Source organism: Rhodopseudomonas sp. AAP120 (genome assembly GCF_001295845.1).
Taxonomy (GTDB): domain Bacteria; phylum Pseudomonadota; class Alphaproteobacteria; order Rhizobiales; family Xanthobacteraceae; genus Rhodopseudomonas.
On record NZ_LJIC01000091.1, the window covers coordinates 24,116 to 49,852 of the forward strand.

14 protein-coding genes and 1 pseudogene are annotated in these 25,737 nt (G+C 65.3%); 12 read left to right on the forward strand and 3 right to left on the reverse strand.

Features of this window, described 5'->3' with window-relative positions:
• The first annotated feature begins 8 nt into the window (after positions 1 to 8).
• The 7 genes from IP86_RS28090 to IP86_RS15075 all read left to right on the forward strand — a co-directional run bounded on the left by IP86_RS28090 (position 9) and on the right by IP86_RS15075 (position 5,196).
• On the forward strand, positions 9 to 731 hold the full coding sequence (locus tag IP86_RS28090; protein WP_082364023.1) for an ImmA/IrrE family metallo-endopeptidase: 723 nt from the start codon (positions 9 to 11) through the stop codon (positions 729 to 731).
• 375 nt (positions 732 to 1,106) lie between these two features.
• Positions 1,107 to 1,310, forward strand: a complete 204-nt coding sequence (locus IP86_RS28095) for a hypothetical protein (protein ID WP_082364034.1) — start codon at positions 1,107 to 1,109, stop codon at positions 1,308 to 1,310.
• A 54-nt stretch (positions 1,311 to 1,364) separates the two neighbouring features.
• Positions 1,365 to 2,264: an AbiTii domain-containing protein gene (locus IP86_RS28730; protein ID WP_156332517.1), complete on the forward strand. Its 900-nt coding sequence runs from the start codon at positions 1,365 to 1,367 to the stop codon at positions 2,262 to 2,264.
• 200 nt (positions 2,265 to 2,464) lie between these two features.
• On the forward strand, positions 2,465 to 3,037 hold the full coding sequence (locus tag IP86_RS28735; RefSeq protein WP_156332518.1) for a hypothetical protein: 573 nt from the start codon (positions 2,465 to 2,467) through the stop codon (positions 3,035 to 3,037).
• 102 nt (positions 3,038 to 3,139) lie between these two features.
• Positions 3,140 to 3,376, forward strand: a complete 237-nt coding sequence (locus tag IP86_RS15065; RefSeq protein ID WP_054163348.1) for a DUF2442 domain-containing protein — start codon at positions 3,140 to 3,142, stop codon at positions 3,374 to 3,376.
• Between the two features lie 733 nt (positions 3,377 to 4,109).
• The gene (locus IP86_RS15070; RefSeq protein ID WP_054163349.1) at positions 4,110 to 4,658 is read left to right on the forward strand and encodes a GNAT family N-acetyltransferase; all 549 of its coding nucleotides are present in this window, start codon (positions 4,110 to 4,112) and stop codon (positions 4,656 to 4,658) included.
• Positions 4,659 to 4,770: 112 nt separating this feature from the next.
• Positions 4,771 to 5,196, forward strand: coding sequence for a DOPA 4,5-dioxygenase family protein (locus IP86_RS15075; RefSeq protein ID WP_054163350.1), 426 nt, complete (start codon positions 4,771 to 4,773; stop codon positions 5,194 to 5,196).
• A gap of 105 nt (positions 5,197 to 5,301) precedes the next feature.
• Here IP86_RS15075 and IP86_RS15080 read toward each other — a convergent pair whose 3' ends face one another.
• Positions 5,302 to 6,423 (reverse strand): GGDEF domain-containing protein, encoded by a 1,122-nt coding sequence (locus IP86_RS15080; protein ID WP_245290632.1) that lies wholly within the window; start codon positions 6,421 to 6,423, stop codon positions 5,302 to 5,304.
• 278 nt (positions 6,424 to 6,701) lie between these two features.
• Here IP86_RS15080 and IP86_RS29395 point away from each other — a divergent pair, with 278 nt between their 5' ends.
• Positions 6,702 to 7,799, forward strand: coding sequence for a hypothetical protein (locus tag IP86_RS29395; RefSeq protein ID WP_245290633.1), 1,098 nt, complete (start codon positions 6,702 to 6,704; stop codon positions 7,797 to 7,799).
• Positions 7,800 to 7,868: 69 nt separating this feature from the next.
• A complete protein-coding gene (locus IP86_RS15090) occupies positions 7,869 to 8,528 on the forward strand; it encodes an oxidoreductase (RefSeq protein WP_054163352.1) in 660 nt (219 codons plus the stop codon).
• Positions 8,529 to 8,560: 32 nt separating this feature from the next.
• On the opposite strand, the pseudogene IP86_RS29705 reads toward IP86_RS15090, so the two are convergent.
• Positions 8,561 to 8,877 (reverse strand): annotated as a pseudogene (locus IP86_RS29705) (5-carboxymethyl-2-hydroxymuconate Delta-isomerase).
• Positions 8,878 to 9,100: 223 nt separating this feature from the next.
• Between IP86_RS29705 and IP86_RS15100 the strand changes: the two are divergent.
• The 3 genes from IP86_RS15100 (at position 9,101) to hemB (ending at position 11,886) form a co-directional block, all read left to right on the forward strand.
• Positions 9,101 to 9,868: an AraC family transcriptional regulator gene (locus IP86_RS15100; RefSeq protein WP_082364025.1), complete on the forward strand. Its 768-nt coding sequence runs from the start codon at positions 9,101 to 9,103 to the stop codon at positions 9,866 to 9,868.
• Between the two features lie 172 nt (positions 9,869 to 10,040).
• On the forward strand, positions 10,041 to 10,886 hold the full coding sequence (locus tag IP86_RS15105) for a beta-keto acid cleavage family enzyme (protein ID WP_054163353.1): 846 nt from the start codon (positions 10,041 to 10,043) through the stop codon (positions 10,884 to 10,886).
• A gap of 1 nt (position 10,887) precedes the next feature.
• Positions 10,888 to 11,886, forward strand: a complete 999-nt coding sequence (gene hemB / locus IP86_RS15110; protein ID WP_054163354.1) for a porphobilinogen synthase — start codon at positions 10,888 to 10,890, stop codon at positions 11,884 to 11,886.
• Positions 11,887 to 12,019: 133 nt separating this feature from the next.
• Here the strand turns inward: hemB and IP86_RS15115 are convergent, their stop codons facing one another.
• Positions 12,020 to 25,708: a filamentous hemagglutinin family protein gene (locus IP86_RS15115; protein ID WP_082364026.1), complete on the reverse strand. Its 13,689-nt coding sequence runs from the start codon at positions 25,706 to 25,708 to the stop codon at positions 12,020 to 12,022.
• Positions 25,709 to 25,737: the final 29 nt, after the last annotated feature.

Here is a 25,737-nt window from a genome sequence, read left to right on the forward strand (position 1 = left end):
AGAGATAGATGACAGCCGGGGCCGCGTTCACGGACTACAAAGTTGCTTACCGAAGCGAAGCATTTATCGCCGCAGCAGCAGCCAAATGCCGGTCAATCGGAACGCGGCCCGGGTCAAAATACGTCGATTTGAAAGTCATCTTAAGCGAACTTGAAGCTCACGGCGTAGAAAGTATCTTTCACATTACGGGAACTAAGAAGAAGGGTCGCCTGACGATTGAAAATGCAGAGGACGACTCATCTCTGCCAGAAGCGTACGTTACTTTCAGCCCGCGTCTCACACTGCGAATTCAGAAAGGAGTCCGCGCCCGCTTCGAGACCGGTCACAGCAAAGAGCAAGAGATTATCGCCCACGAGATCGGGCACATCCTACTGCACGACGACAATGCTAAGCCATACTCCCAAGACGGTGCGCGCCAGATCAGGATCGGCGAGCAAGAAGATTCCGCAGAATGGCAAGCCCATCGCTTTGCGGATCATCTCCTCGTTCCGACAGAGTTAGCTCAGCAGATCGACGATATTGATCGGATAGCAATAGCCTGCAACGTCACTGAGGCGTTCGCAGCTGAACGATTGGAGGCAGTCAGAGCAATTAAGAAGCCTCTTAGCGTCTATTCGACAGAACCTTGTCCAACTTGTGGAAGCAATCTGCTCCTCGCGCAAGGGCGAGCGAAGATCTGCAATTGGTGCCGAACTGATATTGCCACAAGCATTATTCGCTTGAGCAAGTGAGCCAAACCTTCAGAAATCAACCTGACGAGTTCCGTACGACATCCCAATAAGAAACGACATCGGACCGAAGACACGACACTCAGTGTAGAAGTCTCGCAAGAATTACGATTTGATGTGGAAAAGTCGCTTTGGTATCCAGAGATTGAAGAGTGGCGGACTAAACTATTCGCGCTCAACTGATTCGTTGAGGAAAACACCAATGCCGAGGATAGGACCCCGACATTGGCACCGTGAAGAATGGTCGTTGTACTTACGGGGGCTTCGAGAAAAGCACCGCTCTCCCGGTCACAGGGGCAGTTAAGCGATTCTTTCATTCGGCGTCCAGCGGAGCTTCGACGTTTTCCCGCGCAATTGTAGCGCATGAGGAGCGTGCGGATGCCAAAATATGATAGGAACTCTGGTAATGAATGGACGCCGGCGGAGGTCAAGCAACTCCGTCAGGAGGCAAAGCAGAACACCCCTACGCGGGTGATTGGTCTGCATCTCGGACGAACAGAAAACGCGGTTCGCAACCGGGCCTCTCAAGAGGGCATTTCGCTGAAGCCCACCAACCAATCTCCCTACAACCGTCAAAAGTGAAGAAAGCGGGGAGCGGCTCTTCGCTCCTCGCTTTCCTCTCTGGAGTAGGAAACGATGCTTCAAAAACTGCTGAACAACTCGATTGTTCATGAAATTCAGAGTGATCTGCTCACAGACAACAAGCCCCTAGCGAACACTCTTCGGAAAGCCCGCTTGGCTGCTCGGAAACTTGATCTGCCCGATTTCGAAAAGTGGATCACTAGAGAAACAGATGGATACAAGAACGCTGCTTGGGATGATCTACCAGAGTATAGGACGATCGGAGCGACACCACGCTTCTTCAACCCATACAGAGGTTGGTGCCCGATAATCATCGAAGATGCCAAATTATATGAACTCTGCCACCGGATTCCACTGTTTCAGTCGATCGCGGAATTGGAAGGCCTTTTAGATTCAGACGGGACATTATCATACGCATATCCACCCGGACTCGCCAAGGTACTGCGCGACGGGATGGATATCCAATTCGATATTCGCGCGATGGTCGACAAGAACCAACTCAAGTCGCCCATCAATGCGGTTAAGAACATCGTACTGGATTGGGCTGTAGATCTGGAAAAAGCAGGAATACTAGGCGAAGGACTCGGATTTACAGCTCGTGACAAGAGAGAGGCCCAAACGGTGACTCAGAACATCTACGCACAAAACATCGGCAATTTGGGTAATGTCAGCGAAAACTCGTCCGTCAATAACAGTCTATCGCACAATGCTTTTTCCATACGCGACATCAACCGGCATGTTGAGCAGATTAGAGAATGCCTCCCCGCGTTACCAGCAAACATTCAGCAATCGATCTCAGCGGAATTGCAGAAAGTCGAAATGGCAGCGAAATCCAATGACTCTAGCCTAGTAACGACGGGACTTCTAGCTATACGATCGATATGTGAAAAGACAACAAGCAACATCGCTGCACAGGGGATCGCAGCTCTTATCAAGGAGCTTTGCGGCGTGTAACCCATGGGGCGGATTTGCACACCTAAGTCAGCTCCCACTACCCAATACGCTTTCGCTGTTGCGCCCTACGTGCTCATGTAACTGTGTACATCGGCGGGCGCTTAGTAACGTAAGCTAGCGAGCGGAGCCCGGGTGAGCGGAGCGATACCCGGGCTCGTCGACGTCGCTCACCTCAGGAGATGCCTTTGTTATACGAGCGAATGCTCTACGAGAGCGCACGTAAAGCCATTTCGCGTTTTGCTCAGATCGCTCGCACCTTGGATGCCCCACCTGAATCGTTTCTGGTTCATTCGATCATGCTGGACATTCACGAACAGCATCCCGACTGGTGCATCCGTCCAGAATTTCCCTCGCGTGAATGCGCAGATTGGGGGATTCCGACGGATGACCCGCAGTCGCCCTTGCTCGGCAATTTCCGGATCGACCTGGCTTGTTTTTATTCACCAGAACGAAAGGCAACTGATGCGGCCCTCCTGATCGAGTTTAAATTATGGACGAACCAACATGACGTCGCGCGAGATCTCGCTCGGCTAAAAGCGCTGACCAACGCAATTGCCAATGCAGAACGTGATCGACCGTTGGAGGCGTATGTGGTCTGTTGCCCCCACTACGCAACGCTCGAGAAGGTCGATTCGGCGATCAAGTATTTTCGTACGGTATTCAAATTCCACGAAAGACCCGCCTTTCCTACGTCTGAAGAAATTGCGACGGGGAGTGCCGGCGTGGTCGTGATCAATGCATTGGATCACGGGGCGGAGCAAGCAAGCTCGTAGCAAGCATAGCCCGGATGTAGCGAAGCGAATCCGGGGTCTTGAGCTGATCGAGACGCCTGTCGGCCGTTGCAGACCAACGCGACCTCATCCTGAGAGCATGGCATGACCATTTCGGCCACGAACGTTCGCTTCGACGACCATACGATGTGGGTCGATCTGTCGGATGGCCGCACCCTCGGCGTGCCGCTGGCGTGGTTTCCGCGGCTGCTGCGGGCGACGCCGGCGCAGCGTGCGGAGGTCGAACTGAGCCGCGTCGGGCTGCACTGGGAAGCGCTCGACGAGGACATCTCTGTCGCCGGCCGTGGCGACGTGACGCGAACGTCCGAGACGGTTGCGTAGCAATCTTAGTCGTGGGGTCACCCTGACGACGCTTGACACTATTCCTATTATGATTATAGTCCGCATCGTCCTGTCCGTGAGGGGCGCTGTCGCGAGGCGTCGGTCAGTGGGACAGATCGGCGGGCCGGGTAACCGGTCCGGAACGATGGTTCGGTGGAGCTGACACTGGTCAGCGAAGCCTGAACGGACGCGGCGTCCTGCGCGCTGTGCCTCGCAAGCACGCGTCCGGGAGGCGTCGGGGACCCGTCCGGGCCTACTACGAGGCTCTGCGACTTGCTCGTTCGCAGGACGCGGGACAGGCGAAGGCGGCGAAATCCGCCGGATGAAGCGGTGCGGAGTGCATCGCGCCTGCCCCCGGAAGCACGGGCCCGACAGCCAAAAACCGCCGCGGTGGGCGCGCCGCAAGGCGTTGCGCGATGGTCCGCAAGCCATCGCGAACCTCACCAAATTTGCGCCGAGCGGCGCGCCCCCACCCCTCGCTGTGAAGCGACGGGTGCACAGCTCGGGCTCGATCGAGCCGCGAGAGCGATTTGTCGTGGCTGTTTTTCATTCGCATCGAAATTTGCGCGCCGCCGGCCGAAGCCGAGCCCGAACGCCGCGCGCCGTCTTGAAACATGCACTCACTTTGTCGCAGCACCGCGCCTTATCGTCGCCACCATCCACGTCGAAGTCACCGGCCCTTCAAAACGCGACGACGCAGACGCGGCGCGGGCGCGGTGCTGACAGGAGCGGAATGGTGGACGATCGGAGCGTAACGCTCGAGCTAGCGGCGAGGCACGAGTGGCCGGAATTCACCCGGCAGTTGCAGGAGGCCTTTGCCGTCGCCGTCATCGAACAGTTCGGCGCGCTGTCGGACGGCCCCATTCCGTCGGAGGACGACGTGCAGCGTTCGCTCGCGGCGCCGGGCGCGGTGGTCCATCACGTCGTCTCCGGCGGAGAGCGCGTCGGCGGCGCGGTGGTGACGATCGATCCGGTCACGCAGTGCAATTCGCTCGATTTCTTCTTCGTTGCAGTCGGCGCGCACGGCCGCGGTCTCGGTCTCGCGGCATGGCGGGCGATCGAGCGGCACTATCCGCAGACGCGCGTCTGGCAGACTCACACGCCGTATTTCGAGCGGCGCAACATCCACTTCTACGTCAACAAATGCGGCTTCAAGATCGTCGAATACTTCAGCGACCGTCATCCGGACCCGCACCAGCCGGACGGCGACGGCGACCCGTCGCATGGCGGCCCGCCCCATGGCGGCTTCTTCAAATTCGAGAAGCTGGCGATGCCCGCGTGAACGGAGCGAGAGCGGCGGTCTGTCGCGTTGCTGAAACGCCGTCCTGGATCTCGCCGCACTGATGCGGCACCTTGCTGCTTTCCCCGCATGCCGGGCCACAAGGACGCCACCGATGACCGACACCCCCGCTGCCGACGGCCCTCGCCCGCTCGCCGAGATCGCCAGCTATCACGCGCATATCTATTACGACCCGGCGGCGACGCGGCCGGTGGCGGAGCGGCTGGTGCGGTGGATCGGCGAGCGGTTTGCGGTGCAGGTCGGGCGCTGGCACGACGTCCGGGTCGGGCCGCATGATGGCGCGATGATCCAGATCGCGTTCGCCAAGGAGGTGTTCGCCAGCCTGGTGCCGTGGCTGATGCTCAATCACAGCGGCCTGAGTATTCTGGTTCATCCCAATACGACCAACCCGAAGCGGGATCACACGGCCGATCCGTTCTGGATCGGCCGGGCGCTGGCGATCCATGACGACAAGCTGCCGGCCGAAGCGACGGCCGAGGCCGCGCCCACGGTGAACACCACGCCGCATCTGTCGCCATAGGAGCAAGCGTAGCCCGGGCGAGCGGAGCGATACCCGGGCTCTTTACGCTGCGGAGATGCTGCTCGCGGATGTCGCGTCGCTCGTCCGGGCTACGGGACGGCGCGACTACGTCCCGCGATCGACCGTCCGGTCGCGCCCCTCCGCCTTCGCCCGATACAGCCGACCGTCCGCCAGCTTGTAGAGTGCCGTCCAGTCAGCGGCTTCGCGGAGCGTCGCCACGCCGAAGCTCGCCGTTACCGGCCTGTGGCCGAGGCCGGGAATGCGGCCCTGTCCGATCGCCCGCCGGAGCCGTTCGGCGCATTCGGTGGCCTCGGACCGCGAGGCTTCCGGCAGGAACACCGCGAACTCTTCACCGCCCAGGCGGCCGACCAGGTCGCCCTTGCGGGCGGCGCGGCGCAGGATCGCGCCGATCTCCTTCAGCACGACGTCGCCGACGTCATGACCGAAGCTGTCGTTGATCGATTTGAAATGATCGACATCGCACAGGATCAGCGCCGCGCCTTCGGGCGCGCGATGCATCGGCGCCGCGATCTCGGCCTCGAAGCCGCGGCGGTTGAGCAGCCCCGTGAGATGGTCGAGATCGCGTTCGCGGCGCAGATCATCCATCAGGTCGGACACCGCTGCAGCCAGGATGGCCATCGCCAAGGCCGCGCCCAGCACGGCGAGTGACAATTGCAGCGTCTGCCAGAAAACCGAATCGGCGAATGCGAGTGGTCCACCCGACGGCGGCGACACCCCGACCGTGAAGACGGTGCGGGGAAAGAAGTGCAGTCCGAACAGCAGCAGCGTCCAGAACAGGATGCGGTCAACCAGCCGGCCGTTGCGCAGGTGCGACAGCCTCAACCCCGCGACACACAGCAGCAGCCCGTAGCCGAAGTTTTGTACGTAGATGCGGGCCAGCAGACTGCGATCGACATAGAAGAAGTAATACAGCGCCAGGGAAAACGCGACGAAGATCGCGACGTCGATCCATGCGCCCAAGGCCTTGCCCGACCGGATCAGCACGCCTTCGACCGCTGCGATGACGGCGCAGGTGTAGAGCGCGCCCGACACCATCGCGTTGAGGCCGGTGTCGCGCGGCACGTACAGGATCTGGCTTGAGGCGCCGAGTGCGAACAGCGCACAGGCCGCGGCCAGAACGCCGAGATAAGGCCGCCGGGCGTAGCTCCAGGCCGCGAGAAATGCGATGCCGAACACGCCGATGATGCCTGGCCCGATCAGGGACAACGTGACTCTGACAACCGAACCCTGCATCTCAAACGTCGACGATCTCACTCACTGAAGCTTGCGTGTTGTGACGCGATCGGCTGTCTAAATCCACCACACACTCGATTCAATTTTACGCAAGTGAACAGTGCCGCATCGCCGCGCGAACTGTTCCGTTCGAATTGTCCTTTGCCGGCTATGCGGTCGTAAAGCTGTTCCATGCGATCCTCGTCCGAACTGCAGACGATCGATCGAACGATCGCTGCATCGATCTTTTACTTGCGAGGGAGCGCCGCATCATGATCCGCCTCACTACTCCAGGGACAATCGCCGGCTTCACGCTCGCGCTGACGCACACGCTCACGGCTCTCGCCCAGCCCGCCCTCGCCCAGCCGCGCTACGAAGCGCGCGAAGGCGGCACCTATCTTCGCTATCTCAACGACAGCGAGACCGGCGAGCCGCGCGGAGCGCCGCCGACGCTGCTGATGAGCTTTGGCGGCGAGCCGGTGCGTGCGGTGATGGACACCGGCTCGACCGGGATCGTGGTCGCAGCCTCGAGCATTCCGGACATCGACAGCCTACGGCAGATCGGGCCCGGTACGCTGACCTATTCGAGCTCGGGCCGGATCATGCGCGGCCGCTGGGTCGAGACCCGCGTCACCATCGGCGGCGCCAACGATCAGAGCGTCACCACGAGGCCAATTGCCGTGCTCGCGGTCGAGCGGATCGACTGCGTGCCGCATCCGCGCAATTGCGAGCCGAGCGACGCGCCGCGCCACGTCGCCATGCTGGGCATCGGCTTCGCGCGCGAGGGCGATCATCAGAGCCAGAGCACGCCGGACAAGAACCCGTTCCTCAATCTGCCGGGCATGGGCACGGCGGCCTCGCCCGGCCGCCTGACGCGCGGCTATGTGGTGACGCGCGCCGGCGTCCATGTCGGGCTGACCGCGGCCAACACCCGCGGCAGCTATCGCTTCGTCCAGCTTCAGCGCGCCGCCGACGGCAGCGACTGGGCGCCGCTGCCGGCCTGCATCACGCTGGAAGGCACCGCGCCGGCCTGTGGCACCGCGTTGATCGATACCGGCGTCTCGGTGATGTATCTGACGCTGCCGCCGGACCGCGAGGCCGACCGGCCCCAGGATGGCGAGCGCGGCCGGACGATCGCGCCGGGCACGCGGCTGTCGATCCGTTTCGGCGACGCCGCGGCGGATCACCCGCCCGGCTATGGCTTCGCCGCCGGTGACACCGCCAATCCTGCCGCGCCCGAGCGCATCGTGCTGGTCGGCGGCGCCAACCGCCCGACCTTCGTCAACACCAGCGTTCACGCGCTGAACGCATTCGACTATCTGTTCGACGCCGACGCCGGCGTCGTCGGCTTCCGCAGCATCGAACGCTGACGCCGCGTTGCGCTCGGCCCTGCCGCATGCGATCCTGCCCGGCATGATCGCAACCGGCAAAACTTCGCCATGACCACCGCGCTCGTGTTCGGCGCCACCGGTTTTATCGGCTCGCAGCTGCTGCGCGGACTGTTGGATCATGCTGACTATTCGCGGGTGATCGCGGTGGTGCGGCGGCCGGTGGCGCTCAGCGATCCGAAGCTGACGGTGTTGATCGGCGATCTCGACCGCCTGCCGGAGCTCGCCGGACAGCTCGTCGCCGACGAGGTGTTCATCGCGCTCGGCACCACGCGCAAACAGACGCCCGACCAGGCGGCGTATTACCGGATCGACCACGACTATCCGGTCGAAGCGGCCCGCATCGCCCGGCACAACGGAGCACGGGCGGTGTTGCTGGTGTCCTCCGTCGGAGCGGATGCGGCTTCGCGCTCGTTCTATCTCCGCGCCAAGGGCGAGACCGAGCGTGACGTGCTGGCGCTGGGCTTCCCCCACACCGCGATCTTCCGGCCGTCGATGATCATGGGCGAACGCGCCGAGCACCGCCCGCTGGAGCGGCTGTTCATCACTCTGGCGCGCATCGCGAACCCGCTTCTGCACGGCGCCGCCGATCGGTTTCGCGGCATCGATGCAGGCGACGTCGCACGGGCGATGATCGCGGCGGCGCGGACCGACGCGCCGGGCGAGCGGATCTATCATTGGCGCGAGATGATGGCGCTGCTCGGGCGCTGACGGCGCGGCGGAGCAAGCAGCGTTCCGGCGCTCTATGCCCCCTTCAGCCGCTTCTTGTACGCCACCGGGTCCATGTCCCGGATATCGACGCTGAGGCTGGTGATGTCGGCGCAATGTTCGACCATAGTCTGGCGCAGCGCGATGCTGAGCGCCTCCTTCTGCTCCGGCGTGCGGCCCGCCAGCATGAACACGGCGAGATGGACGAAGCTGTCGCGCCGGCCCGCACCTTGATGTCGGCGGCGTGCATCACCCCGGTCGCCGCGGCGGTGACGGCAAGCTGCTCCATCACGACCGCGATGCGGTCGCGGCCGAGATGATCGGCCGAATAGTCCATCACGAGATGCGGCATCGCCCTTGCTCCCCTGGCTCCCGACGTTTGTTGTAGGCCTTCTTTGATGTTCGCGCCGGCAAGGTCAAGGTCCCGGCCGTCGCGCGGTCAGCCTCACCCGCTCACCAGTCGGCGGCACATGCAGATTCGAGACACCAGCCCCGTCTTGCATGACGGTGGTCCGGCTTGATCGCGGACGCCTCCCTCCCTAGTTGAGACACTTGGTTATTGCACGGGTGCCTCGATGATCACGGATGCCAATCATCAGCGGGAGATGCCGAGTCCGGTCACGGCGTTGCGCAGGGAATACCCGGACAAGCATGCGCTTCCGATGCACTCGCACGCGCACGGCCAACTCATCTTTGCGACCACTGGCGTCATGGAGATCACGGCGAACGACAGACTGTGGCTGGTGCCGCCGCAGCGCGCCGTGTGGATGCCGCCGCGTGTCGAACACCGCATGCGGGCTCGTGGCTCGGTGGCGCTGCATACGCTTTACATTCGCCCCGATACCTGCCCCGCGCGCTTTGCCGATGAGCCGCTCTCGGTGCCGGTCTCGGGCCTGCTTCGAGAACTGATCCTGCGGGTCACCACCCGGCCGGAGCATTGCGACATCCACGGCCACGGCATCCACATGGTTCCTCTCTTGCTGGACGAGTTGCACGCCACGTCCGAGCCGCCATTGCACATGCCCAACATTGTCGACTGGCGACTGGCCCGCATCTGCGAAGCGATCCTGGCCGATAGCAGCAACGACCTCAGCCTGGAGGAATGGGGCCGCGTCGTCGGTGCCTCGACGCGCACGCTGGCCCGCTTGTTCAGATCGGAATTGGGCGTGTCGTTCCGCACCTGGCGGCAACAGGCGCGTGTCCTGGCGGCCGTACCCCGGCTCGCGGCCGGCGAGCCCGTGATCGTGGTGGCCGCGGACCTCGGCTACGAGACGCCCGGCGCGTTCACCGCGATGTTCAGCCGACTGACGGGGCGCAATCCCAGCCGGTATTTCCGTCGATAGGCGGTCGGCGCCGCTCGCCTGCACGGCCCTGAGCGACGCAGGTGTCCCGTTTGCCGCTCGTCCACGGACGCTCCGGATTGTCCTGTTCGGCGCACAAATTGTCTCATCCCGAGAAGAAATGGAGCCGCGCAGCCAATAGCTTGGGGCAACAAACTGACGTGGGAGTTTGGACGTGGACAAGTTGATCGTTACGGCTGCCGTCAACGGCGGAATCACCAGCCGCGACAAGAATCCGAACATCCCCTATACGCCGGAGGAAATCGCCAACGCCGTCTACGACTGCTGGAACGCCGGCGCGTCGATCGCGCATATCCATGCTCGCGGCCGCGACGGGGCGCCGAGCTACGATGAAGCCGTGTTCGAGGAGATCGTGGCGCGCATCCGCAACAAGTGCAACATCCTGATCAATCTCAGCACCTCAGGCTTCAACCTGCCTCCGGACAAGGAGAAGCGCGTCGCCTGGAATCATCTGAAGCTGCGGCCCGACATCGCCTCGTTCAATTGCGGCTCGCTCAATCACGGCAGCAAGCCGTTCATCAATCCGCCGGCCTTGGCGAGGGAACTGGCCAACGACCTGCAGAAATACGGCGTCAAACCGGAGGTCGAGGTCTATCATTGCGGCATCATCGGCGAAGCGATGGCACTGGTGGACAGCGGCCATCTGACCGCTCCGCTGAGCTTCAACTTCGCGCTCGGTATTCCCGGCGGCGCGCCGGCTACCTGCAAGAGCCTGCTGCATCTGGTCGAAAGCATTCCGCCGGGCAGTCACTGGTCGGCGCTGGCGATCGGCAAGGGCCAGCTGCCGATCAATCTGCACACCATGCTGCTGGGCGGCCATGTGCGCACCGGCTTCGAAGACAATGTCTATTATCGCTACGGCGAACTCGCCAAGAGCAACGCCCAGCTGGTCGAACGCATCGTGCGCTACGCGCAGGACATCGGCCGGCCGGTGGCGTCGTCCGCCGAGGCGCGGACCATGCTGCACATTGCTCCGGCCAGAACTTTCCAGGAGGCCTGAGGTGTCCGCAAGCTTTCCGACGCTCCGCTTGCGTCGGCTCCGACGTACCGAAACGCTCCGCGACCTCATTCGCGAAACCCGGATTTCGACCGACGACCTGATCCACCCGCTGTTTGTCGACGAAGGCCTCGACGAGCCTCGCGCCATTCCGACAATGCCCGGGCTGTTCAGGCTCCCCGAACGACAGCTCGCCGAGCACATCCGCACGCTGGCGCGCGACGGCCTGAAGGCAGTGATGCTGTTCGGCATTTCGCATCACAAGGACGCCGTCGGCAGCGACACCTGGAATCCGGACGGCCTGGTCGCCCGCATGGTGCGTACCGCCAAGCAGGCGGCTCCGGAGATGATCGTCATTCCGGACCTTTGTTTCTGCGAATACACCGATCACGGTCACTGCGGCGTTGTCGAGAACGGAGCAGTCGCCAACGACGCGACCCTGGCCAATCTCGGCAAACAGGCCGTAGTAGCGGCCCAGGCCGGCGCCGACATCGTCGCCCCGTCGGGGATGATGGACGGTCAGGTCAAGGCGATCCGCGCCAGCCTCGACGCAGCGGGCTTCCAGAACATTGCCATCATGGCCTATGCGTCGAAGTTCACCTCCGCGCTTTACGGCCCGTTCCGCGCCGCCGCCGATTGCGGCCTCAAAGGCAACCGCGCCGGCTATCAGCTCGACCCGATGAACCGGCGTGCGGCGCTGCTCGAGGCGCGTCTGGACGAATCCGAGGGCGCGGACTTCCTGATGGTCAAGCCCGGCCTGCCCTATCTGGACGTGCTGTCGAAGATCCGCGAGACGTCGTTGCTGCCTCTGGCGACCTATCAGGTGGGCGGCGAATACGCGATGATCAAATTCGCCGCCGAGGCCGGCGCGATCGACGAGCGGCAGACCGTCCTCGAGACGCTCGGCGCCTTCAAACGCGCCGGCGCCGACCTCATCGTCAGCTACTTCGCCCACGACGTCGCGCGCTGGCTGAATACGCCGGACCCTGCTAGCAGGCCTTGATCGCTCCACCGCGCGGTTCGTCCTGTAGCCAGGCCGTCACCACTGCTCGGCCGGTCGGCCGGGCTCTTTCGCCGGGGGCCGCCGGAGACGTTCAGCCGCCTGTGATGCGAGCCCGTCCGGTCGCCGCGTCTCCTCACCTCGCGCCGAGCCGGGCCCGCTTCTCCTGCGCCAGAGCGTTGATGTCATCGTCGCTGAGCTGGCCGACGCCGAGCACCTGGAACGGACTGCGCTCGTCGTAGGTCTGCTCCTGCGGCTTCTTGCGCTTGTTGTCGTCGGGTGGCGTGGTGGTGCCGTCGCCGCCGCCGAAGCCGAGGAATTCGACGATGATCACCGAGGGCCGCTCGCTGCCGTCGGTGCGGGTGGCGTCCTTGACGGCGTCGGTTGCTGCCTTGTCTTTGGTATCGACTGTCAGCGGCGCGGTCTTCGGACCTTCCACCTGGATGCCGGCGACCTTGCCGCCGACCTGGATGTTGTCGGCGTTGCGGATCTGGAAGGCGACGACCGACAGATTGCCGGAGACGCGCACGCCGGCATCGCCGGCATCCACGGTGCCGCGCGGCGCCAGCAGATACACGTCGGAAGCCGGCGCATCCGCCGTCGCCTGCAGCGCGGCGATGCCGGCGCCGGTGGTCGCCCCGGCCTGATCGGGCTCGGCATAGGTGTTCGGATCGATACGAACGCGCACCGGCGGGAAGTTGGCGCTGGTCTTCGGCCCCTGCCCTGCATTCAGATCGCCGTTCGACGACCACATGACGATGTCGCCGCCCTGCTCGGTGAACAGACGGCTCTGATTGAGTACGAAATCGCCGTCGGTGAAGCTCGAGATCTTGCCGCCACGCAGCGTCAGCACACCCTCGTAGCCGGTCGGGATGGCGAGGATCGGCCACACGTTCCGCGCCGTGCCCGGATAGGTCGCGTAGTTGTGCCGCGCCGCCTGCGCGGCGGTGCGCACCACCGAGCCGGCCAGTACCCGGCCGCCCGGACCGAGGATCGAGATGTCGCCGCCGCGCGCGGTCTGGATCGTCGCCAGCCGCAGATCGAGGTTGCCGGTGTGGACCAGCGTGGCGGCGCCGTTGGCACCGCCGTCGAGGCTGTTCTGGGTGTAGCCGAAGCTGGCCGGGAACATCAGATTCACCGCCTCGTAGCCGCGGGCGTATTTCTGATAGCTCGGCCCGCTGGCGACGGCCGGAGCCTGCAGCTCGGCGAAATACACGGTGTTCAGGAACAGCCGCTGGGCGATCTCCGGCAGCGTCTTGAACGCCGCATAGGCCTGCGCGTAGCTCGCCCCCGGCGGCAGCAGCGACGGCCATCGCGCCCGCATCCAGGCGATGAGCTCGGCGCCGTAAGCCGACGCCGTGCCGTCGCCGGTCACAAGGTAGCTCGGCAGCACGGCGAAATTCGCGGGGTCGAGATAGTAATCGCGGAAGCCATCGGCGTTGACGCCGCCGGCGACGCCGAACAGCACCGAGATGCTGGCGCCCTGCTTGGTCAGCCACGGGTTCCAGTCGTTGCCGACCGACAGGATGCCGCCGCCATAGGCCGCGGTCGTCGTGGCCGTCGCGTTGATCAGCGCCGAGGGCATGAACGGCCCCATGTTGCGCCCGGCCTCCATGACGAAATCGCCCGGCCCGCCGATCACGAACGTATTGCCGAGCAGCGTCGCCTGCGTGGTGCCGCTGACGTTGGCCGTGTTGACCGCGCCGAGCAGGCTCCAGGTGCCGACGATGTCGCGGCCGGCGACGACGCGCGTGATGTCGGTGGCGGCGAGGTTCTGGCCGGTGAAGATCAGGTTGACGATATCGCGGCCGGCATAGAGCCGGGCCTGCTTAGGCACAGACAGGATGGTCGCCGACGTCCGGCTGCCGATGTCGCCACCTGCGGCGATCCTCACCGGCGTTGTATCTTTGGCGTGGGTCGCGCTCGCCTGGTGATACAGCGCGCGCTGCTGCGTGGTCGTGGTCGGATCGATATCGGGGAAGGTCAGGCCGAGCGTGCCGGCCGGCGCGGCGTTGCTGTTGGGAAAGGAGTTGACGCCGTCATAGGAAGTGTAGAGCCCCGGCAACAGACCCGGATCGGAGTCCAGCATGGCGATCTTGAGCATCTGAGTAGTGTCACTCGCCAGAATGCTCCCGGCGGCTAGCAGTTCCAGCTCACCGGTCGCCGACGGCATCAACAGGAATTCTTTGCTGCGCGTGGTGACGAAGGTGAGCGAGCCGGTCAAGGACGACAGCGACAGGCTGCCCGGCAGCACGGCGTTGCTGCCTTGGGTGCCGGCCGCCGATAGCGGGGTGGTGTAGTAGGCGGTCACGTCGTTGGCATCGGCCGAATTGCTGCCAAGCGAGACCGCCCCGTCCGCCAGCACCGACAGCCCCGCATTCGGCAGATAGAACGCCACAGCGTTGAGGTTGTTGGACATCGCGGCATCGACCGAGCTGGTGTTACCGGGCTGGGTCGGGCCGAGCCCGGCGACGCCGGTGAACGCCACCGAGCCGAACACCTCGAAGCTCACAGTCGCGTCGGTCAGGCGCAGCAAGTTGCCGTTCCCGCCCGCCAGCAGACTGCCGGCGGCCTGGACCAGGCCGGAACCCGAGGCGACGTCGAGCTTGAGCGAGGAGATGCTGCCGCCCGAGGACAGCACGACGTCGCCGCGCCCGAAGGTCATCAGCGCCTTGGCGGTCGCTCCGCCGGAGGTGGTCTTCGCGGTGGTGAGCGAGTCGGTCGCCACCACGGCGAGGTCGACGATATCGCCGCCGGTCTTGATGGTGATGTCGCCGCCGCCGAGTGCGCCGACGCCGCTGCGGAACAGTTGGTAGTCGATCTTGGCCCAAGTGTCGGCCGTTCCGATCGCGCCGCTGCGCCAGATCTCGTCGGCACCGCCCGCCCAGGGCAATTGGCTCCGGGTCTCGCCGACCTTGACCGACAGGTCGCGCCGCGCCCACAAAGAACCGGCGGACGTAATGGTGATGTCGCCGCCGCCCTCGGCATAAACCGGATCGTCGACCAGCACACCGCCTTTGCCCGACGTCGTGGAAGTCCCGGCGATCGTGCTGCCGTAACCGTAGGTCGCCTTGGAGCCGAAATAAGTGCTGGTCTTGAGGAGCGCGGTGGGATCGATGGTCACCAACAGCCCGGTCTCCGGATCGACGGCGCTGCGCACCGAGGTGTCGGCGACGTGGCCGGCCGTATAGACCGCAGCCCCGCCGAGCGTGGCGTTGTTGGCCACCGTCCGCGCGCCACCGGTCAGGTCGACCGAGCCACCCGAGGCCAGGTTGATCGCGCCGGTGCCGCTGCGCACCAGCGACGTCACGGTCGCGGTCTGGCGATTGACCGTCTGGCCCAGATACAAGGGATCGATGTACTTCTGGAAGATATAGGCCGCCGTCTTGACGCTCGCGACGATGCCAAGCAGGTAGCTCGACGAGGTGTAGGGGTTGAGCGAGCTCGAACTCGACACCACCGTGAAGAAGTCGCCATTGGCATCCGGCGCGCTGGCATCGGCGATATACAGCGCGTGCAGATAGGCGTCGTATTGCGGATTGGTCGGATCCGAGATCTTGGCGATGTCGCGCAGCTTGGCGGCCGTCAAGGTCGAGGTCAGGCTGCTGTTGGTCTTGACGTTGCCGAGAGATCCCGCCGAGATCTGGGAGGTCGGATCGATCGACAGGTCGAGGTAGATCAGGTCGGAGCCGCTGTCGATGGTCTTGGCGGCGGGGGTCGTGTTCAGCAGAACGCCTGATTTTCCGGTGGTCCCGTAGTACAACGTTTGAGCCGAGTAGGAGTAGGTATCCGAGCTCTTCGTTGCCAAGATTCCGGCCAGCCAGTTCGCCGACGTCGCCGTGCCGGACGTATAGCTCGACGCCGTGTAGGCGCTGTTGTTGGCCCGGTTGAACAGCAGGCCGTAGCGCACCGCGGTGACGATCGATCCGCCGTAGCTGTAGCTGTAGGAGCCGCCGATCGCCAGCGTGCTCGCCTGGTTGAGGGTGACGGCGAGCGGATTGGTGCTGGTGACGAGCGCGCTGTTGCCCGTTCGGGTGACGCTCGCCCCGGCGACGAGGTCGATGCTGCTCGAATCGGCGTAGGTGTTGGTCCCGAGTGCCGGGAACAGTGCGGCGGTGCCGAACGGATCGCCGCTCTTCTCCGGAGACGCCGAATTGCCGTCGGCCGAGTAAGGCACGTAGATCGTCGTCGGTGCGGCCGCGGCGGAGAGGACGATCGCCCAGGACTGGCTGCCCCCATTTTTCAGCGCAACGGATGGCACATATTGGGTTGCGGCGCCCGAGCTCGTCGTATAGGGGTTGGCGCCGCTGCCGAACGCGACCACGATGCTGTTGGTGGCAACCACCGCCGACAGATAGTCCGCATCGATCTGGTTGCGGAACTGGAAGAAGCCGTCGCTGATCGACGCGTTGATGGTGAGATTGCCGGCGGCTTGCAGCGCGATCATCGGCGCTTCGCCGTACACGCTGCCGTGGCCGGTGCGATACAGCATGGTGACGTAGTTGGCGAACACCTGCGCGTCCTTGCCGGGCAGGATGTAGGGCAGCGTCACCGACGTGCCGCTCGCGCCGGTGAAGGTCTCGCTGCCCATCAACCCGGCCGCGGTCGCGGCCGCCACGTTCACCGTGCCGGCGGCGAGATTCCAATTGCGGTCGAACCGGATATTGCCGTCGAAGGCGAGATCGACGCCGGGCTTGGCGTGGAACACGGGCGAGCTACTCAGGCCGCCGAGATTGGCGTAAGCCGCCGAGATGTCGAAATTCTGGATGAACGGCACGATGCCGCCGGCCTGGCCGAGGTCGGCGAAATAACTGCCGCGCGGATCGATCGTGGCGGTGTTGGTCGTGGGATCAACAGTAACGCCCGATCCGGCAATGGCGCCGAGGGCGCGCAGATCGAACGTCCTGGTGCCGACGAGGTCGATCTCGCGTGCGCCGCGGATGCCGCCGGCACTGCCGACCGAGACGTTAAGGGTGTCGCCGCCTCCCCCGCTCAGCACCGGCGCGCGCAGGATGACGCGTCCGCCGAGGTCGCCGCTGACGAATAGATAGTTCTTCACCGCATTCGTATAGTACGGCACCACCCGGTCGGCCGGATTGACGGCCGAGACGTCGATGAGCGCGCCCGCCGCGATCGACACCGCACCACTGCCCGCAGTGCCGAGCATGACGTCGCCGGCGGTGGCCTGCCGCGTGTCCCAGATGCCGTAGCCCTTGGCACGCGCGTCGATCACCGCGTTCGAGCCGAGAGAGACGCCGCTCGCGCCGTACAGCGTGACGTCGCCGCCATTGGTGCCGGACACGTCGATATGGCCGCCGACCGACACCACGCCGCCGTCGGCGGTCAGCGTCAGATTGGCCGCCGTCAGCGTCTGGCCTTGCGCCAGGACGAGATCGCCGGCGCGGCTGCGGATCGAGATGTCGCCGTTGAAGCCGCGATTGCCGGCGCTGCCACCGAGATTGCCGAGATCGAAGCCGCCGGCGGTGTCGATGGTCAGGCTCGAGGCGCCGCCCGGCGCCGCGCCGTCGATGCTGCCGCCGAGGCTAACCGAGCCATTGCTGGCGATCAGGCTGAGCGTGCCGCCCTTCCCCGTCGTTCCGCCGACCGACAGCAGCGTGCCGCCGCCGAGCACGACATTGCCGTTCAGGCTGGTGATCGACAGCCGACCGCCTGGCGCGTCCTCGCTGACCGGGTCGGCACTATCGCCATAAACCTTGGTGTAGCCGGGGGTCTTCACCACTGCGCCGTCGGCGATGAGCACACCGTTCTGAGCCGTTACGCTTAGCGCGCCGGCGGTTGCGCTCACCGTAGTGCCGCGGATCGACACGGTGCTGCCCGAGAGCGTCAGCGAACCGCCCGGCACCGCGGTGATCGCCGCCACGCTGCCGGCGCCCTGCGCGTCGATCGACAGCGCGCCGAGCGTCTTCAGCGACAGGCTGGGCGTCGCCGACGCGGTAGCCCCGACGATATTGTCGCTGAGATACGGCGTATGCAGCGTCAGCGCGCCGAGCCCGGTGTCGAGTTGCGCTGCCGCGCCGCGCACGAAGATGCCATTGGAAGCACCGAGCGTCACGCCGCCGGCAAAGAAGTCGGTCTGGGTGACCGCGGTGTCGGCGACCAGCCGTCCGGTCAGATCGGATGCAACCGAAGCACTCGTCGCGCTCGCGATGCTGTAGGTGCCGGCGGCATATGTGGCAACGGTCCCGTAATAGATTGCCTTGTAGCCCTTGGGGAAGGAATAGGACCCCGCCGCCAGCGTCGCGAAGCCACTGCTGATGACAATGTCGCTGTTGGCGGCCAGCGTGCCGCTGGCGATCGACGACGCGGCGACCGACGCCCCCGCCGACACCGGAATCACCGTACCGGCAGGAAGAACGACCTGGACGGGCTCGGACAGAGCGAAGTTAGCAACAATCGTTCCGGCCGGAAGAACCACGGTGGTATCGACCGGAAGCGTGACTTGCGTCGTGGCCGCCAAGAGGCTCGCTTTGGTCTCGATGCGGCCGCCGGTGAACCAGATGGTGCCGGCGTTCAGCGTCAGCGAGCCGCTGCCGGGCGTGCAACTCGTGCAATCGGCCGAACTGCCGCTGTTACCCAGCAGGATGCTGTCGGCCGTGACCGTCGCCGCGCCGCTGCCGGTCGAGGCCAGCGTGTGGGCGTCGAAGGCGATCTGGCCGAACGTGTAGTTGCCGGCGGCGATGTCGATCGCGGTCTGCGAGCGCAGCGTCAGCACCGCGCCGACGCGGCCGAGCAGACCGGCGAGCCCGGACGACACCACCGTGCCGGTGTAGCTCGACGGATCGACGCCGATCCCGATGCGCGGCGACGACAGGATCAGGTTCTGCAGGCCGGACACGCCGATCTGGTCCGACACCGTGTTGCTGCCGCTGGAATCGAACATCAGGACGCGGCCATTGAACTGGGCACGGCCGACGCTCAGCGACGCCGTGGTGACGGCATTGGTCCGCTGCACCAGCCGCGCCGGGCCGTTGGCGAGGCGCAGCAGCGCGCCGGTGCCGGCGACCGAGGACGAGCCGATCAGATAATTGCCGCTGCGCGGATCGCCGAGTTCGCCGACCGCGCTGAGCGCCGATCCGTCCGCGACCACGACCTCCCCGGTCGACGCCAGGATGATCTCGCCGGCCGACAGCGGCGTCGCGCCGTCATTGGCGACGCGGATCGACTGTGCGCGGACGTCGAGCGTGGTGGTGCCATCGGAATTGTCGGTGCGGATGCCTCCGACCAAGAGGCTCGCGGCATTGAGGTTCGAAAGGCTCGACGCGGTGACGTAGAGCCTTCCGTCGCCGCTGACGGCCTGGCCGGCGGAGGCGGTGATGCTGATCTTGCTGCCGGTGATGTCCACCAGCGCCCCTCGCCCGCCGCTCGCCGCCGCGGTCGAGAGGATGCTGTCGACCGCCAGCGAGGCCGTGGCGTTGACCTGCAGATAGCCGGCGTCGCGCGGCAACTGCGCGGCGAACGTTCCGCTGTCGGACGCGGCCTTTGCGAAGTAATCATTGCCGGTGGTGAGGACGATCTTGGATTGGCTGGCGATCGTCGCCTGCGGCAGCACGCGGAACATCGTCACCGCCGACGAACTCGTCCCGGTGATGGCGTCACCGTAGGAGCCGGAGACCAGTAGCGTGCCGCCCGGCAGCGTCGCCGACGTACCTGCCACCACTTTCTTCATGCCGGTCTGTTCGACCACCGCCATGCCGCCGGGCAGCATGGCGTATTTGGCCGGCAACAGCGTGTACCAACCGGCCGCGAGGCCGTTGCCGCCGGCGAGATACACCCGCTTGCCGACGCCCGATGCCGCATAGAGACTGCCGTAGCCGGACGAGTAGATCGGATCGAGCGCGGCGACGGAGGCGTTCGATAAGCCCGGCACGATGGCGTAGACCTGCCGGCCGTCGGGATATTGATAACCGTTGTTGCCGGTGTAGGGATCGGCGTTGAGCCGATCCAGCACGTCGCGCGAGCCGCCGGTGCCGGGCACGAATTCGTAGGCATAGACGTCGCCGCCGCCGGAAAGATCGACGGTAGCGCCGGCCGCGATCTTGATCGTGCCGCCGTTCAGCACCAGAGCCTTGGCGGGCGCCGCGGTGAGCTGCGAGGCACTGGTCGGCGCGAAGTACCATTCCAGCGTGTCGGTCGTCGTACCATACGGGATCGACAGGCCGCTCGCCGACACCGCGGTGATGCCGCCGGCCGCCAGCGTGACGTCTTGGGTCGCGGGAGCGAAGATATTGGAGCCGGCGACGGTGCCCTTGAAGTCAGCGGTGGTGCCGAGCGTCAGCGTGCCGAGCGGCACCCGCAGCACGCCGCCCTGCACGATGTGCGCGGCGGCGACGGTCAGGCTGGCGCCGGCTGTGTACGGCGCCGCCGGCGTCGAGGTGCCGGTGCGACCGAAGCTGATGGTGCCGTTCGTCTTGGCGCTCGAGATCGCGAAATTGCTGCCGGTGGTCGGATAGATCTGCGCGGCGTTGATGGCGAGATCGCCATTGACCGCCAGGGCGCCGTACAGCGTTGCGTTCGCCGCGAGAGTCGCGGTCGGCGGCAGCCAGGGCGCCTGCCCGATCAGCCGGAGATCGCCGCTGGCGTTCAACGTAGCGGTTGCGACCGAGCGGTCGAACACGACCGCGCCACTGATATCGATCGCGCCGGCGTTGAACGTCACCGTGCCGCTGCCGGCAGTGCCGACCAGCGGGTTGACGATGATGTCCATGCTGCTGGAGAGACCGACATAGGGCGCGTTCACCACCAGATTTCCGCCGGCCTTGATGACCGGCACGAGGTCGTCGTCCTGCCAGACGTTGGCAGCGGAGGTCGCGGTGCCGCTGTAAACATAGTTGCGGCTGACCACGAACAGCGCGCGGCCGAGGCTGAGCGAGGCGTTGCCGGCCGACGACAGGCTGCCGACCGCGATCAGCGTGTCGAAGCCCGAGCGCGCGATCAGATTGGCGGAGATGCGGCCGGCCGGCTGATTGGCGACGTCGGACTGGATCAGCACCGGATCGTACAGCGACAGCGTGCCGTTCTCGGCTTGCGAGCTGCCGCCGAAAGCGCGGATATCGGCGCCGCTGATGTTGAAGCCGGCGCCCGCCGTCAGGCTGCCGGCATCGCTCCACACCGCCTGCGGCAGCAGCGCCTTGACGCCGCCGCCCTGCTGATAACCCGGGGCGAGATACGTGTCGGAGGCGCCCGAGAGGTCGACCGAGGCGCCCGGCGCAATCGTCAGGCTGCTGCCGCTCTGCGCCGCCGCCGACAGCGCCGCCAGCACGTAGGAGCTGCCATAGGACCAGCTCAGGCCGCTGACCCGTGGCAGTTGGAACAGCGACTGAGTGGTGGCCGCGCGCGCCGAGGCCGTGATGCTGCCGCCGGCGACGATGCGACCCGTGTAGCTGCTCAGCCCCGTCGCACTATCGACCGCATAAGGATTGCGGATGCTGACGCCGGACAGATCGGTGACGCTGCCGGCCGACAGCACCAGGCCCTGGTCGGCGCCGAGCAGGCCGCGGAAGTAGATCGCATAGGGGCTGTTGATGGTGCCGGCGCCGGCGAGCTGCGCATTGGTGACGCTCGCCGAGTAGCGGCTCGCCGCACCGCCGGCGATGGTGCCGTCGGACCCGACCGAGAACACTTCTGACAGATCCGCAACGCCGAGCGGGATCGCCGTGAGGGCGGCCGAGCCGACCGAGCGCGCCTCGTAAATCAGCGGCAGCATCAATTGCTGCGTCAGGCTGCCGCCGGGCAGCCGGATCAGACCTTCGTTGAGCAGCTTGCCGGCCGTGAGTCCGGCCCCGGCCGCGCCGGTGACGCTGCCCCCCTTGGCGACGTGGAGTTCGAGCAGGCCGCCGAACGTCAGGCTGACCGCCTTGGCGTCCCAGTCGTTGGTCGGCACCGACGGCGTGAGCACCGAATACAGATCGCCGCCGGTCGCGAGCGCGCGCAACGCCGTGCTCTGTCCGATGTCCGGATGGGTGGTGAAGATCGATTGCGTCAGGCTCAGATTTTGGCCGTTGCCGACCGTCAGCGTCTGGGTGGCGAGCAACGCATTGGTGCCGCCGGGCTTGACGGTGACCGGCACCTGAACCGCCGTGTAGAACCCGCCATTCCCGGAATTGTACGCCGCGTCGTAGGTAAGGGTGTTTCCATTGGCATCTTGCAAGTAGTAGTATTGTATCTGGCTGGCCGGAATAGACATCGGCTGACCGTATGCTTGGCTATAGTAATCATAAGCACTGGTCGACGCATTGTAACTTATAGCAGCCATCGACCCATCATCATCCATGATATAGTAGGATGTTACATATGTCTTGACCGGCACGGTCGTCTGATACGAGAACGTGTTCGGCACCAGCCGCGTCTTGTAGGAGGTGATGTTGGAGTTCGCGAAGCCGGCCTTGCTGAAGAAGCTCATCGGCAACCGGGTCGCGTTGGCCGAGGCGGTGCTGCTGGCATCGTCGCTGAAGGCGAACTCCGGCGTCACCAGCGTGAAGGTGCCGCCGCCGCCGAAACCGGTCGCCTTGATCGAAGCGGCCGGATCGATGAACACGCCGGAGGTCAGCGCATCCGGGTTCAGCGGGAAGTAGCTGGTCGCCGGGTTGCCGTAGATCAGGCCGTTGATGCGGAAGCCGCTGAGCGTGCCGGCCGAACCGTCGGCCGAAGGCGCCAGTTGAAAATAGGTCGTGGCGTTGATGAGCGACAAGTTGCCGCCCTTGGCGGTCAGCACCAGCTTCCCGTTCGGATCGACATAGCCGCCGCTCGACACGTCGATCGTCGAACCGGCGTTGAGCCGGATGCTGCCGGAGATGTCGGTGACGCTCGTGGTGTCGGGCGTGTTGCTGCTGGAGACATTGCCGAGCGTGACCCGCGGCGCGACATACAGAGAGATCGAGCCGCCGCTGGTCCAGGTGTCGGCCTGAATCGCATCGGTCGCCTTGCCGTAATCGTTGATCCACTGACCGCGCGTCGACAGCAGCCCGTTCAGCACGATGTCGAACGAGCCGACGCCGTAAGGATCGGTGGTGTACAGAACCTGCTTGATCGCTTGGCTGTCGAAGGTCTCGAGCGTGATCCGGCCCGACGGCACGTCGATCTGACCGTCGATGGTGATCTTGCGTCCCGCCAGCACGTCGAACACGCCGAGCGCGGCGAGATCGATCCTGGCGCCGCGCGCCACCGAAACCGACGCGGAGGTGCTGAACGCGACCTCCGAGAAGCCCGACTGCGACAGCAGGCGGTCGGACAGCACGGTCGTGCCGGTGCGCGACGAATCCAGATAGGACGATGCGGCGCGCGACGACACTACCGCGCCGGTGGCTTGGCTGGTCACGCTCTGGCCGAAGCCGATCGTCGCTGACACCGGCTGGTAGTCCGCATCGGCGACGATGCGGATGTCGCCGCCTTGAAAATAGAACTGCGCGTTCGAGGCGTCGGCGGTGGCGAGCCCCTGGAAGATGAAGGCGCCGCCGGCCGGCAATTGCGAGGTCGCGCCCTGCAATTTCCGCGTATCGCCGTAGAGCGCGCTGGTCGCGGTGCCGGCGACCGCCGCGGCGCGCTGCCGCGAGCCGGTGATTGCCGCCGCCTGGAGGGTGCCTTCGATCACACCGACCGGCGCCACGATGCTGATCGCGCCGGCATCGGCGCCTTCGATATAGCCGCCGACGATGTGGGCGCAGCTCTTCAGCGAACCGTAATAATCGTACTGGTTCCAATGCGGATGCGCGACCTCGAAGCCCTTGTAGATGCCCACATAGGTCGTGTTGGGGTCGGCGGAGCCGATATCGACGACACGGCCGTCGGCGGAGATCAGCCGCGTGGTATCGACCAAGCCGCGCGCATAAGACAGCCAACCGCCGGCGACGTTGATCACCGCGCCGCTCTGCACCACCACATAGGGAAGAGCGCTGCTGCCCGGCGCGGCGTTGTTGGAGACGAAGCCGGAGCCGATGGTGACGTTGCCGCCCTTGACCATCAGTTGCCGGACCGAAACGCCGACTTGATCGTAATAGGATTTGGCGTCGATCAGCGGCGAGCCGATCCAGGCGACGCCGTCGTCGCGCACGCCCGACAGGCTCGGGTCGATGGTCACGGTGGCGCCGTTGAGGAAGCCGTCGCGATACAGCGGCGAGTCCGCGAGTTCGTTCTTCTTCAGCGGCCCGATGGTGATCTGCTGGGCGCTGACCGGCACGTTGACGTTGACGAGCCCCGAAGCATCGATCACCGCGCCGCTGTCGACCACGACGCGCGCAAAATCGCTCGAAACTGCGTCCACCGACGAAGCTTTGACGTTCGAGGAAGCGCCGATCACGATGTTGCCGGACGGCGCGTAGGTCAGCGTGTCGCTTTCGATATGGATGGCGGCCGGACCGATGCCGCCGCTGCGATTGGTAAGATTGCCGATATAGATCTGCGATGGCTTGAAGTTGGCGAGCGAGGTGGCATCTCGCGGCAGCGTCTCGCCGCCATCGTCCGGCAGGATGGCAAGCCGCGCGCCGGAGGCGATGTCGATGGTGGCGGCGCCGATTTCGATGGCGCCGTTGCGCGACACGCTGGTGGTCGCGGAGAGCGTGCCGTTCACCAGCGCCACGCCGCTCTTCTGCGGGTTCAGCGAATTGACCGGCGGCGCGATCACGAAGATCGAGCCGCGCGGGACGTCGATCAACCCGCTCGCCGTATTCTCGACGACGCATTGCACGGCGGAGCAGCTCACCGACGGAATAAGGCCGCGCACGCCGGGATCGACGCTGTCGCTGGCCCCCGTCGCACGCGCCAGCCAGACGCTGTCGCCGGCGGCGGCGAGCAACACCTGTCCCTCCGGTGCCGACAGATAGCCCGAGTTGCGCACCGTGGGTGCCGTCAGCAGGATATAGCCGCCGCCGCTCGCGGTGACGCTGGCGCCGGCCTCGACCTTCACCATGCCGGTCGTGCTGGTGCCGGTGAGCGCAGCGACATTGCCGTAGACCGGGCCGAGCGAGTCGCCATAGCCGAGCAGCCCATAGGTGAGGAACTGCGCGTTGCGGTCGGACTGCGACAGCGACGCCTGGGTCAACGGGTTCTTGGAGAGTCCGACGTCGAGCGTCGAGGCGATCAGGCTGTGGACGTTGACCTGCGAACCGGCGCCGAAAATGATGCCGTTCTGGTTGATGATCAGCACCGTGCCCTCGGCCTTGATGGTACCGAGGATCTGGCTCGGGCTGGTCGAGGCGCCGACGACGCGGTTGAGCACGATCCAATTGTTGGCGCCGCTGCTGTCGGTGCCCGCGCTCTGGTTGAAGTACACATCGGTTTGGCGGCCGACGTTGAAGCTGCCCCAGGACAGGATCGAGCGCTCCTGAGTCTGCTTGACCTCGACGCCGATGCGGCCGTCGGCCTTGGTGGTCTGCACCGGCGCATTGGCGCCGACCCACAGCGTCAGCCCGTCTGTCGTGCTGTTGGGATTAGCGACGGGTGCGAGCCCCGCGGGCGCGAGGCCGTTCGGCACTGCACTGCCCGCAGCGGCAGCAGCCGCCGCGCGCGCGGCTGCCTGCAGCGTGCGCAAGCTGTCGAGCGACGAACCGATCGTGCTGTTGGCCCGCGCCGATGCCGCAGCAGCGGCCTGCGCCGCGGCGGTCGCGGTGTCGACTGCCGCCGTGGCCGGATTCCAGCTCGGTCCACCGAGCGGCCTCGCATGGGCCTCGAATGATGGTGCCAGCAGCCCGACCAGACTGACGCCGGCGAGCAACGCGGCGCGCGAGGTTCTCTGATGATGCCGCCGCCCCGCAACGCCCCGCGATCGCTGTAGCTGGCGCTGCGAACGTGACGTGACATCAAACTTGGCCATGGCGACACTCTCATCGGCGTTGATGTCGC

Bases quoted from the DNA above. Each gene is read 5' to 3' on its own strand.
- IP86_RS15075 (WP_054163350.1), top strand. From the start codon at position 4,771: ATGACCGACACCCCCGCTGCCGACGGCCCTCGCCCGCTCGCCGAGATC.
- IP86_RS15070 (WP_054163349.1), top strand. From the start codon at position 4,110: ATGGTGGACGATCGGAGCGTAACGCTCGAGCTAGCGGCGAGGCACGAG.
- IP86_RS28090 (WP_082364023.1), top strand. From the start codon at position 9: ATGACAGCCGGGGCCGCGTTCACGGACTACAAAGTTGCTTACCGAAGC.
- IP86_RS15115 (WP_082364026.1), bottom strand. From the start codon at position 25,708: ATGGCCAAGTTTGATGTCACGTCACGTTCGCAGCGCCAGCTACAGCGA.
- IP86_RS28735 (WP_156332518.1), top strand. From the start codon at position 2,465: ATGCTCTACGAGAGCGCACGTAAAGCCATTTCGCGTTTTGCTCAGATC.
- IP86_RS15100 (WP_082364025.1), top strand. From the start codon at position 9,101: ATGATCACGGATGCCAATCATCAGCGGGAGATGCCGAGTCCGGTCACG.
- IP86_RS28095 (WP_082364034.1), top strand. From the start codon at position 1,107: ATGCCAAAATATGATAGGAACTCTGGTAATGAATGGACGCCGGCGGAG.
- IP86_RS15090 (WP_054163352.1), top strand. From the start codon at position 7,869: ATGACCACCGCGCTCGTGTTCGGCGCCACCGGTTTTATCGGCTCGCAG.
- IP86_RS29395 (WP_245290633.1), top strand. From the start codon at position 6,702: ATGATCCGCCTCACTACTCCAGGGACAATCGCCGGCTTCACGCTCGCG.
- IP86_RS28730 (WP_156332517.1), top strand. From the start codon at position 1,365: ATGCTTCAAAAACTGCTGAACAACTCGATTGTTCATGAAATTCAGAGT.
- IP86_RS15065 (WP_054163348.1), top strand. From the start codon at position 3,140: ATGACCATTTCGGCCACGAACGTTCGCTTCGACGACCATACGATGTGG.